This window comes from Streptomyces sp. NPDC090083, from assembly GCF_044747445.1.
In the GTDB taxonomy this organism is placed as follows: Bacteria; Actinomycetota; Actinomycetes; order Streptomycetales; family Streptomycetaceae; genus Streptomyces.
This window is the reverse complement of sequence record NZ_JBIVED010000007.1, coordinates 126,555-137,620: the sequence shown is the minus strand read 5'-3', so window position 1 is coordinate 137,620 and position 11,066 is coordinate 126,555. Positions and strand designations below refer to the sequence as shown.

Annotated in this window: 9 protein-coding genes and 1 pseudogene; 7 read left to right on the top strand and 3 right to left on the bottom strand. The window is 73.0% G+C overall.

Annotated features, from left to right (window positions below; genetic code table 11):
- Positions 1-221: 221 nt before the first annotated feature.
- Entirely contained in the window at positions 222-953 is a 732-nt protein-coding gene (locus ACIPTO_RS24955) for a VIT1/CCC1 transporter family protein (RefSeq protein ID WP_366319737.1), read from the bottom strand.
- A gap of 281 nt (positions 954-1,234) precedes the next feature.
- Here ACIPTO_RS24955 and ACIPTO_RS24950 point away from each other — a divergent pair.
- The 7 genes and pseudogenes from ACIPTO_RS24950 to ACIPTO_RS24920 form a co-directional block, all read left to right on the top strand.
- Positions 1,235-2,071: pseudogene (locus tag ACIPTO_RS24950) on the top strand (ADP-ribosylglycohydrolase family protein); the annotation flags it as partial.
- A 450-nt stretch (positions 2,072-2,521) separates the two neighbouring features.
- Complete coding sequence (locus ACIPTO_RS24945; RefSeq protein WP_401196140.1) at positions 2,522-3,667, top strand: ADP-ribosylglycohydrolase family protein; 1,146 nt, start codon at positions 2,522-2,524, stop codon at positions 3,665-3,667.
- Positions 3,668-3,675: 8 nt separating this feature from the next.
- Complete coding sequence (locus ACIPTO_RS24940) at positions 3,676-4,878, top strand: ADP-ribosylglycohydrolase family protein (RefSeq protein ID WP_401195688.1); 1,203 nt, start codon at positions 3,676-3,678, stop codon at positions 4,876-4,878.
- A complete protein-coding gene (locus tag ACIPTO_RS24935; protein ID WP_401195685.1) occupies positions 4,866-6,221 on the top strand; it encodes an ADP-ribosylglycohydrolase family protein in 1,356 nt (451 codons plus the stop codon). The genes ACIPTO_RS24940 and ACIPTO_RS24935 overlap by 13 nt, the downstream gene beginning before the upstream one ends.
- Positions 6,218-7,114, top strand: coding sequence for a ribokinase (locus ACIPTO_RS24930; RefSeq protein WP_401195683.1), 897 nt, complete (start codon positions 6,218-6,220; stop codon positions 7,112-7,114). Before ACIPTO_RS24935 ends, ACIPTO_RS24930 begins: the two co-directional genes overlap by 4 nt.
- Entirely contained in the window at positions 7,111-8,313 is a 1,203-nt protein-coding gene (locus ACIPTO_RS24925; RefSeq protein ID WP_366319749.1) for a CoA transferase, read from the top strand. The genes ACIPTO_RS24930 and ACIPTO_RS24925 overlap by 4 nt, the downstream gene beginning before the upstream one ends.
- Positions 8,310-9,122: an HpcH/HpaI aldolase/citrate lyase family protein gene (locus ACIPTO_RS24920; RefSeq protein WP_401195681.1), complete on the top strand. Its 813-nt coding sequence runs from the start codon at positions 8,310-8,312 to the stop codon at positions 9,120-9,122. The genes ACIPTO_RS24925 and ACIPTO_RS24920 overlap by 4 nt, the downstream gene beginning before the upstream one ends.
- A gap of 58 nt (positions 9,123-9,180) precedes the next feature.
- Here ACIPTO_RS24920 and lgt read toward each other — a convergent pair whose 3' ends face one another.
- Positions 9,181-10,161: a prolipoprotein diacylglyceryl transferase gene (gene lgt / locus ACIPTO_RS24915; RefSeq protein ID WP_366319753.1), complete on the bottom strand. Its 981-nt coding sequence runs from the start codon at positions 10,159-10,161 to the stop codon at positions 9,181-9,183.
- A gap of 103 nt (positions 10,162-10,264) precedes the next feature.
- Positions 10,265-11,041, bottom strand: a complete 777-nt coding sequence (locus ACIPTO_RS24910; RefSeq protein ID WP_401195678.1) for a DsbA family protein — start codon at positions 11,039-11,041, stop codon at positions 10,265-10,267.
- Positions 11,042-11,066 lie beyond the last annotated feature (25 nt).

The following is an 11,066-nucleotide window of genomic DNA, read 5'->3' as shown; positions in this document are numbered from 1 at the left end:
GGGTGGCGGCGCGGCACCGCACAGGCGGTGGAAGTTAAGGGGACCTAAGCGGACAGATCGATGTCCGTCGGTCCGGGGCAGAGGGAGCGTTGTCGCCCGTCCCGCGGGTGCGCCACAGGCGTCATTGCCTGCAGCGCTTACGGCTCATGCCCGGTGGTTAAGCGTTCGAAACCAGCGAGTAACGGCTACTTATGCGACCCAGCGCATAAGTGCGCGTCGCACTATCCTACGACCGTCCCGAACAGGGTGCCCAGGGCGTACGTCACACCGGCCGCCGCACCGCCCAGCGCGAGCTGTCGTAGCCCGCTGAACCACCAGGACCGCGCGGTCACCCTGGCCACCACGGCACCGCATCCGAAGAGTCCGACCAGCGCGAGCAGCAGCGCGGGCCACAGCGCGGTCGCGCCCAGCAGGAACGGCAGGACGGGAAGGAGCGCGCCCAGCGCGAACGCCCCGAAGGAGGAGACGGCGGCGAGGAGCGGGGAGGGCAGATCGCCGGGGTCGATGCCCAGCTCCTCCCGGGCGTGTATCTCAAGAGCCTGCTCGGGATCACGGGAAAGCTGCCGGGCGACCTCGCGGGCGAGCCCGGGCTCCACCCCGCGGGACACGTACAGGGAGGCCAGCTCCCCTTCCTCGTCCTCCGGGTGCTTGCGCAGCTCGCGCCGCTCGACGTCCAGCTCGGCCTCGACCAGCTCACGCTGGGAGGCGACGGAGGTGTATTCGCCGGCCGCCATGGAGAAGGCACCGGCGGCCAGTCCGGCGAGCCCGGTGATGACCACGGTCTGGTGGCTGACGGCGCCGCCGACGACACCGGTCATCAGGGCGAGGTTGGAGACGAGACCGTCCATCGCGCCGAACACCGCGGGGCGCAGCCAGCCGCCGTTCACATCACGGTGGGTGTGGTTGTCGCGGTGCGCCTCGTGCAGCGTCGCCTCGGTCTCGATGATGGCCATGCGGTGATCCCCCAGAAGGTTAAGGTAAGGCTAAGTTTGGATAAGTTCTACTCTTTGACAACACCAAACATAGGCCTTTCATTTCCCGCTCACCAGCAAGGAAAGGCTGGGCTAACCTGCGGTTTTACGCTCCAGCGCTCATCCGTGACAGGGCTTGATCAGATGTCGACCGGGTGATGCTGCGCTCCGTCAGGCTCTGCCGAAGGCCTCCCGTGGGAGACATCCGCAAAGGGTTCCGCGCCCCGAGGCGCCCTCAGGGAACCCCGTAGGAGAGGCCGCGTATGGCATCGATCGCCTGCATTCCCCCGGTCCCGGCGCCCGAGAACGCCACCGAACTCCGCGAACGGGCGCGCGGCGCGCTGCTCGGTCTCGCGGTGGGAGACGCCCTCGGCGCACCGGCGGAGAACATGAAGCCCTCGGAGATCCGGGCCCGTTGGGGCCGCATCACGGGATACGTCGCGGAGAACCCGGCCGGCACGGACGACACGGAGTACGCGATCTTCTCCGGCCTCCTCCTGGCCCGCCACGGCTCCGCCCTCACGCCGGCCCACGTGGAGGCGGCCTGGCACGAGTGGATCGCGGACCGCGACGAGGGCCCGTTCCGGGGCGCGGGCTTCAGTGAACGGGGAACGCTGGAGAACCTCCGCAGAGGCCTGGCCGCTCCCATCTCCGCCCAGCACCGCCACGCCTGGAGCGACGGCCTGGCCATGCGCGCGGCCCCCTTCGGCGTCTTCGCGGCGGGCCGCCCCGCGGAGGCGGCCCGCCTGGTCGCGATCGACGGTTCGGTGAGCCATGACGGCGAGGGCATCTACGGCGGCCAGGCGGTGGCGGCGGGTGTCGCGGCGGCGATGGCGGGCGCGCCGACGATCGCGGTGGTGGCGTCGGCCCTGGCCGTGATCCCGGACGACTCCTGGACGGCACGCTCCCTGCGCCGAGCGGTGGCGGTGGCCCACCGGGGCGAACGCGCGGTCCGCTCCGCGGTCGTCATCGGCGGCTACCCGTGGACCGACCTCGCCCCGGAGGCGGTGGCGCTGGCCTTCGGCGCGTACGCGGCAGCGGACGGCGACTTCGCGGAATCGGTCCTCACTGCGGTGAACATGGGCCGCGACGCGGACACGACCGCCGCGGTGGCGGGCGCGCTGGCGGGCGCGACCCGGGGCGCGTCCTCGATCCCGCCCGACTGGGCGGCGGCGATCGGCCCCGCGCGCGGAAGCTGCCTGCCGGCCATGGCGGGCCATCACGTGCTGGACATCGCGGAGTTGCTGGTTCCCGGGGAGGGCGGGAAGTGGGGGGGCGGGAGACCCTGGGGATGCGGCGCGAGGGGATCAGCGGGACTACGTGCTGGCCGCGGACGAGGACGAGGTGCGGCTGTGAGGCGGCGGGAGGAGGCGAGCGGGGCGGGGGTCCCGGGGCGGGGCGGGTGCGGGGCTGAACCTGCGGCGGTGGAGGGCGGGTTGACCGGGCGCGCGCAACCCGATGTCGTGAAGCGCGAGTTGGCCGGGCATGCACAACCCGCCTCTGTGAACGGCGGGTTGACCGGGCAGACGCGATCCGCGCCCACCGCCGACATCGGGGACGGGAAAGGCGATGGCGGAGTTGAGGTGAGGCGGGTCGAGGGGCTGCTGCTGGGGCTCGCCGCCGGGGACGCCGCCGGTTGGCCCGCCGCCCGGCACCGCGCCGCCCGGATGCCCGAGTGGACCCGCCGCCTCACCCGCGAACTGGACGCCTTCGCGGAGCAGAACGCGACCACCACCCTCCCCGTCCCCATCGCCCTCAACCAACCCCCCGAGCCCCTGCGCCTGGGCCCCTCCGACGACGCCGAATGGGCGGCCTTCGCCGCGGAGGCCCTACTGAAGGCCGGCGACGACACGGCCCTCGGCGACCTCAGCAGGGAACGCCGGACCCGCGCCGCCATCGACCTCACCTGGAACGCCGTCGCCAGCGAGGTCGCCGCCGCGGCCGACCGCGCACCCGAGGTCGAATCCGCCGTACTCCCCCTCAGGGCCCGTATCTCGGTCAGGGCAGGCCTCGGCAACCTCGCCGCGGGCCTGCGCCCACCCGCGACAGGCCACGACAACCCCCACTACTTCGACGACGCGGCCTGCGTCAGAGCCTGCGTCCTCGCGGTGGCCCACCCCGGCGACCCCCAACGCGCCGCCGCCCTGGCCGAGTTCGACGCCCGCTACACCCAGGACGGCGACGGAGTCCACGGGGCGCGGGCGATGGCCGCGGCCCTCTCCCTCGCCCTGGCCGGCACACCCGTGGACGACTGCGTGGCGGCGGCCCTCGCGGAACTCCCGGAGACCACGGAGATCGGCCGCAACGCCCGCCACGCACTGAGGCTGGCCCGGGACAGCGACAGCGCCTTCGCCCTGATCCCCCTCCTGGAACACCAGATCGTCGACCACGTCTACAGCTACGGCATCGCGGCGGCCGAAACCGTCCCGGTGGCCCTGGCGTTGGCGACGGCGTCCCGGGGCCGGATCGCCGAGGCGGTCCCCGCCGCGGCCTGTCTCTCCCGGGTCGCCGACTCCGCCCCGGCGCTCGTGGGCGCCCTCACCGGAGCGCTCGGCGGCGGCCGGGCGATCCCCGCGAGCTGGCGGGAGGCCTGCCGCACCCTCTCCGGCTGCGCCCTTCCCCGCCTCACCGGCACCGACCTCGTGGAACTCGCCGATCTCCTGGAAGCCGCACAACCGGCCCCACCAGGAGGATGATTCGGTGCATGCCACCCAAAGAACTCAAAGGACCCGAAGAACCTGAAGGGCCTCAAGGAGCGGAAGGCTGCCTTCAGGAGAGGATCACCGGCGCCCTGGTCGGCGCGGCGGTCGGCGACGCCCTCGGCGGTCCCGTCGAGGGCTACTCCCCCGACCAGATCCTGGAACGCCATTCAGGTCGCGTCCACGGCGTCGTCGGCCCCTGGAACGGCGACGCCTGGCGCACCGCGCGCCCCATCGCGCCGTACCACAAGGGCGACGGGCACGTCACCGACGACACCTTGATGACCCACGCGCTGGTACGGGTCTACGCGACCGTCCGCGACCACCTGGACGCGTACTCCGTCGCCGACCACCTCGTCCCGGACCTCATGCAGAACCCGCGCTGGATCCCGGAGTTGGAGGCGGAGGCCATCCCGCTCCAGCGCGTCTTCCTCGCGGAGAAGTGGCTCGCGGCCCGCCTCCACTACGGTCACGCCGACCCCCGCGAGGCGGGCGTGGGCAACATCGTCAACTGCGGTGCGGCGATGTACATGGCCCCGGTCGGCCTGGTCAACGCGGCGAATCCGGCGGGCGCCTACGCCGAGGCCCTCGACATCGCGGGCGCCCACCAGTCGTCGTACGGCCGGGAGGCGGCCGGTGTCTTCGCGGCGGCGGTGGCCGCGGCCTGCGTACCGGGCGCGACCCCGGACTCCGTGGTGGCCGCCTGTCTCTCCCTGGCGAAGGACGGCACCCGCACCGCGATCGAGAAGGTCTGCGAAGTGGCCGCCGGTCACTCGGACTTCGAGTCGGCGCTCGGCCCGCTGCGGGAGGCCGTCGCGCCGTACGACACCGTCGGCCCCGACTACCGCGCGCCCTCCCTGGACGCCCGCCGCCCCTCCCGCACCAAGGCGATCGAGGAACTCCCCGTCGCGCTGGGCATGGTGGTGGTCTCCGGCGGCGACTTCCGGCACGCGGTGCTGGGTTCGGTGAACTACGGCAGGGACTGCGACTCGATCGCGACGATGGCCGGCGCGGTGGCGGGCGCCCTGGGTTCGACCGTCCCGCGGGACTGGTCGAAGACGGTCGCCGAGGCCAGCCGGCTGGATCTGTGGGAGCCGGCGACGACCCTCACCGCCGTCACCCGTGAGCTCTTCGAGCGCGATGTCCTGCGCCGCCGTGCCCACGAGGCGGCGTTCAGCGAGATCGGGGGGCTGCGGTGCTCCGACTGACCTGGGTCCAGCCGGAGGACCTGCTCGGCCACGAGTTGCGCCAGGCCGTCCAGGACGGACGCGAACCGTCGGCGATCGCGGCGCGCTGGCGGGCGGCGGGTGGTGCGGAGGCGCCGGAACGGGCGGGCGCGTCCGCCGAACCCCCGTCCCGTTACCTCCGGTTGCTCGCCGAGGACCTGCTCGACGAACTGGCCGACCTGCCCAGCGGCCGGGCGGACCGGGAGCCCACGGACCTGGCACGGATCAAAGCCCTGTGCCCCGACTGGCCCGCCGCGCAGCCCTCTCGCCCACCCCGCCCGGCGCTCTACGAGAACGCCTGGCTGGGCCGCGCCGTCGGCTGCCTCCTCGGCAAACCCGTCGAGAAGATCACCCTCGACGGCATCCGGCAACTCGCCCGCGCCACCGGCAACTGGCCCCTCACCTCCTACTTCACCGCCCGGGGCGTCCCCGCCGACCTCCTCGCCGCCCACCCCTGGAACCGCCGCTCCGCCCCCACCTCCCTCGCCGAGAACATCGACGGCATGCCCGAGGACGACGACCTCAACTACCCGCTGTTGAACCTTCTGTTGCTGCAGCGCCACAGCAGGGCCTTCACCACCGCCGACGTCGCGGAACTCTGGCTCGGCGAACTGCCCGCAGGCCGCACCTTCACCGCCGAACGCGTCGCCTACCGCAACCTCCTCAGCGGCCTCGAACCCCCGCGAACGGCCCGCCACCGCAACCCGTTCCGCGAATGGATCGGCGCCCTGATCCGTGCCGACGTACACGGCTGGACCAACCCCGGAAACCCCGCCGCCGCTGCCGAACAGGCCCACCGCGACGCCACGTTGACCCACACCGCGAACGGCGTCTACGCGGCGATGTTCACGGCCGCCGTCATCGCCACCGCGACCACCGGCACCCATGACATCCACGGCTGCCTGCGCACCGGACTGACCGTCGTCCCGCCCGGCTCCCGCCTGGCCGAGGCGCTCCGGCACGCCCTCCGACTGGCCCGGGAACACCGGGACTTCGACGAGGTGGTGGACCGGCTGCACGCCACCTACGGCCGCACCCACCACTGGGTCCACGCGATCCCCAACACCGCCCTGATCACCGCCGCCCTCACCCACGCGGACGGCGACTTCACCGGCTCCGTCTGCCGTGCGGTGTCCGGAGGCTGGGACACCGACTCGAACGGCGCCACGGTCGGCGGCATCGCCGCCCTCGTCGCGGACACCGCGCTCCCCGACCGCTGGACGGCCCCGCTCAAGAACCGACTCGCCACCTCCGTAGGCGACTTCAACGGCATCGGCTTCGACACCCTTGCCCAGCTCACCCATCAGGAGACCGCCCGCCCATGACCCACATCGCCGTGCTCGGCAGCACGAACATGGACCTCGTCGCCTACGTCGAGAAGGCCCCGCAGCGCGGAGAGACCGTGACGGGACGGGAGTTCCGCACGATCCCCGGCGGCAAGGGCGCCAACCAGGCGATCGCCGCGGCGCACGCGGGCGCGACCGACGTCACGATCATCGGCGCGGTCGGCAACGACGCCCATGGCGCCCTGCTCCGCGCCACCTTCGAACACTCCGGCGTGGACACCGACCATCTGCGCACCGTGGAGGGCCCGTCCGGCACCGCGCACATCGTCGTGGACGACGAGGGCGGCAACGCGATCGTCGTGATCCCCGCCGCCAACGGCACCGTCGACCACCTCGCCCCCGGCGACGAGGCGACGATCGCCACGGCCGACGCCCTGCTCCTCCAGCTGGAGATCCCCCTGGTCGCGGTGGCCGCGGGCGCGGAGGCGGCCCGCCGCCACGGCGTCCGGACGATCCTCACCCCCGCACCCGCCCAGCCCCTGCCACCCCGACTCCTGGCCGCCGTCGACCTGTTGGTCCCCAACGAACACGAGGCCACCGCCCTCACCGGCCGCACCGACCCGCGCGAGGCGGCGGCGGCCCTGCTCGACCAGGTGCCCGAGGTGATCGTCACGCTGGGTGCGACGGACAGTCTGTACGCGGCCCGGGGCGCGGAGCCGTTCCTCGTCCCCGCACCGCAGGTGACCGCCGTGGACTCGACGGGCGCGGACGACACCTTCGTCGGCGCGCTCGCGGTGGCGCTCGCCGAGGGCCGTCCGATGCGGGACGCGCTGGGCTGGGCGGCAGCGGCGGCGGCCCTGTCGGTGCAGCGGCCGGGGGCCACGACGTCGATGCCGTTCCGCGCGGAGATCGACAGGCAGTACGCCTCATGACCGGGACGACGGCCACAACTCCCCTGTCCGGTCTGCGGGTTCTCGACCTCGCGACCCTCTTCGCCGGGCCTCTCGCCGCCACCATGCTCGGTGACTTCGGCGCCGAGGTCATCAAGGTCGAGCACCCCGCGAAACCGGATCCGTCCCGGGGGCACGGCCCCTCGAAGGACGGCGTCGGCCTGTGGTGGAAGCTCCTCGGCCGCAACAAGCGCGCGATCACCCTCGACCTGTCGAAGCCGGGCGGGCGCGACACCCTGCTCCGGCTGGCCGCGACCGCCGACGTGATCATCGAGAACTTCCGCCCCGGCACCCTGGAGAAATGGGACCTCGGCTGGGCCGAACTCTCCGCCGCCAACCCGCGGTTGGTGCTCGCCCGGGTCACCGCCTTCGGCCAGTTCGGCCCCTACGCGCACCGCCCGGGCTTCGGCACCCTCGCCGAGGCGATGAGCGGGTTCGCCGCCATCACCGGCGAGCCGGACGCGCCCCCGACGCTCCCGCCGTTCGGCCTCGCCGACTCGATCGCGGGTCTGGCGACGGCGTACGCCGTGATGACCGCTCTCGCCGCGCGCGACCGCACCGGGGCGGGGCAGGTGGTGGACATGGCGATCATCGAGCCGATCCTCACCGCGCTGGGCCCGCAGCCCCTCTGGTACGACCAGCTCGGCCACGTCCAGCCGCGCACCGGCAACCGCTCGCAGAACAACGCCCCGCGCAACACCTACCGTACGGCGGACGGCAGTTGGGTCGCCGTCTCGACCTCGGCGCAGTCGATCGCCGAGCGGGTGATGCGGCTGGTCGGCCGCCCGGAACTGGTCGACGAACCGTGGTTCGCGACGGGCGCGGACCGGGCCCGGCACGCCGACGTCCTGGACGCCGCGGTCGGCGACTGGATCGCGCGGCGGACCCGTGCGGAGGTGCTGGCCGCGTTCGAGAAGGCGGAGGCCGCCGTCGCCCCGATCCAGGACGTGCGGGACGTCATGGAGGACCCGCAGTACCAGGCCCTCGACACGATCACCACCGTCGACGACCCCGAACTCGGGCCGCTGCGCATGCAGAACGTCCTCTTCCGTCTCTCCGCCACCCCCGGCGCGATCCGCTGGACCGGCCGCCCGCACGGCGCCGACACGGACCCGGTACTGGCCGAACTCGGCCTGAGCGAAGCCGAGTTGACCGCCCTGCGCGAGGCGGGCGCGCTGTGACCCCGCACCCCCTGACCTGGCTGTACGTGCCAGGCGACCGCCCCTCGGTCGTCGCCAAGGCGCTCGCGGCCGGCGCGGACGTGGTCGTCGTCGACCTGGAGGACGCGGTCGCACCGGACCGCAAGGAGTACGCCCGCGCGGCCACGGCGGAGCTGCTGTCGGAGCCCCGGCCCGACGTCCACGTCCGGGTGAACGCCCTCGACACCCCCTGGGCGACCGACGATCTGCGCACCCTCGCCCCCCTCCCGGGCCTGTCCGGCCTGCGGCTCCCGAAGGTGACCTCGGCGAAGGAGGTGACCGCCGTGGCGGAGCGGACCGGCGGCCTCCCCCTGTACGCCCTGCTGGAAACGGCCCTCGGGGTCGAGCGGGCCTTCGCGATCGCCTCCGCGCACCCCGCCGTGCACGGGGTCGCGCTCGGGGAGGCGGATCTGCGGGCCGACCTGGGGGTGCGGGAGGACGCGGGGCTCGACTGGTCGCGCTCCCGGGTGGTCGTCGCGGCGCGGGCCGCGGGGCTGGCGCCGCCGGCCCAGTCCGTCCATCCGGACATCCGCGATCTGGACGCCCTGGCGGTCTCGTGCGCGCACGGCCGCGCCCTGGGTTTCCTCGGCCGTGCGGCGATCCATCCTCGTCAACTCCCGGTCATCGAGAGCGCGTTCCTCCCGACCGGGCGGGAGATCGAGGAGGCCGAGACGATCGTCAAGGCGGCCGTGGCGGAGGAGGGCGCGCAGGCGCTCGCCGACGGGCGGTTCGTCGACGCGGCCGTGGTGGCGGCGGCCCGGCGGACCCTGTCGCTGGTCCGCCGCACCTGACGCACGACGAGGGCGCCCCGCCGGACACGGGGCGCCCTCGTCGTCGTAGGACTCGCTGTCAGCTCTTCTTCGCCGACTCCGGTTCGTCCTTCTTGATGTCCTCGGCCTCGGTGTCCGGGGCGTCTTCCTTGCCCTCGGGCTCCGGGGTGTCGGTGTCCGCGGTCTCCGAGGTGCCGGTCTTCGGAGCGGTGTCGCCGTCGCTCCCGGCGGCCGGGGCGTCCGTGTCGGGCTCGACGATCTCCTCGCGGCCGGGGCGCTTCTTCGCCGAGACGACCATGTAGGTCACCGCGAGGAGGAAGACGATCATCGCGGTCCAGTCGTTCAGCCGCAGACCCAGGAAGTGGTGGGCGTCGTCGACGCGCATGTACTCGATCCAGCCGCGGCCCACGCAGTAGGCGGCGACGTACAGCGCGAACGCCCGGCCGTGGCCCAGCTTGAAGCGGCGGTCGGCCCAGATCACGAGGAAGCCGACGCCGACGCACCACAGCGACTCGTACAGGAAGGTCGGGTGGTAGTAGCCCGGGACCCGGCCGTCCGTCGAGGACGTGATGTGCAGCGCCCAGGGGAGGTGGGTCTCGCGGCCGTAGAGCTCCTGGTTGAACCAGTTGCCCCAGCGGCCGATGGCCTGGGCGAAGGCGATGCCGGGGGCCAGCGCGTCGGCCCAGGCGGGCAGCGGGATGCCACGGTGGCGGCAGCCGATCCACGCGCCCACCGCGCCGAGCGCGATCGCGCCCCAGATGCCGAGGCCGCCCTGCCACACCTTGAAGGCGTCCACCCAGTCGCGGCCCTCGCTGAAGTACAGCTCGTAGTCCGTGATCACGTGGTAGAGGCGACCGCCGACGAGGCCGAACGGCACGGCCCAGACAGCGATGTCGGCCACCGTCCCGACCTTGCCGCCGCGGGCGACCCAGCGTTTGTTGCCGAGCCAGACGGCGACGAAGACGCCGATGATGATGCAGAACGCGTAACCGCGCAGCGGAATCGGGCCGAGGTGGATGACCCCGCGCGACGGGCTGGGAATGTAGGCAATGGTTTCCATGGCAGGGTCGACGCTACCGTGCCGGAGCGCGAGCACGGCAAGTGGCCCGGCTACGGCTCCATAACGGGCCGGTGTGAAAACCGGCCCGCTCGCTTACTCCTCGCTACCCCTTGTTCGCCGCCTGGACCAGCTGCTTCAGCTTCGCCGGGGTCATCGTCTGGTCCGCGTAGATGTTCTTGCCGTCGAAGAGGACGGTCGGGGTGCCGGTGAAACCGCCCGCCTGGAAGGCCGCGGCCGACTTCAGGACCCAGCTGTCATGGGCACCGCTGTTGACGCACGTGCGGAAGGCGGGCGTGTCGAGGCCGCCGACCTTGCCCGCCAGCTCGATCAGCTTGGCGTTGCTCGCGTAGGCGTCGTCCGTCTCCTTGGGCTGGTTCTCGTACAGCACGTCGTGGAAGTCGCGGAACTTTCCGGCGTCCTGGGCGCAGGCCGCCGCGTTCGCCGCGCGCTGGGAGCCGGTGCCGCCGAGGTTGCCGTCGATCAGCGTGACCAGGTGGTACTGCACCTTCAGCTGTCCGGAGTCGGTCAGCTCGTGGAGCGTCGGGCGGTACGCCGTCTCGAAGGCCTGGCAGGCCGGGCAGCGGAAGTCCTCCCACACCGTGAGCGTCGGCTTGGCGCTGTCCTTGCCGACCTGGATCGCCAGGCTGTCCTTGCCGGTCGCCCCGGAGGGCGCGACGACCGGGCCCGCCTTGCTGCTGCCGCTGTCCTTGCCGTGGTTCGCGGCGAGGACGCCGATCACCGTCGCAAGACCCAGCACGCAGACGACGCTCACGGCCACGATCAGCGTGCGCCGCCGCCTCTCCGCGGCCTTCTGCTTCTCACGCTCGACCGCCAGCCGCTCGCGGGCGGTGCGCTTTCCGTCACGGTTCTTCTCGCTCACACCCCGCAGAACGAACCGGGGAGGC

Coding starts and splice junctions, on each gene's coding strand:
- ACIPTO_RS24955 (WP_366319737.1), bottom strand. CDS start 953: ATGGCCATCATCGAGACCGAGGCGACGCTGCACGAGGCGCACCGCGAC.
- ACIPTO_RS24940 (WP_401195688.1), top strand. CDS start 3,676: ATGCCACCCAAAGAACTCAAAGGACCCGAAGAACCTGAAGGGCCTCAA.
- ACIPTO_RS24930 (WP_401195683.1), top strand. CDS start 6,218: ATGACCCACATCGCCGTGCTCGGCAGCACGAACATGGACCTCGTCGCC.
- ACIPTO_RS24925 (WP_366319749.1), top strand. CDS start 7,111: ATGACCGGGACGACGGCCACAACTCCCCTGTCCGGTCTGCGGGTTCTC.
- lgt (WP_366319753.1), bottom strand. CDS start 10,161: ATGGAAACCATTGCCTACATTCCCAGCCCGTCGCGCGGGGTCATCCAC.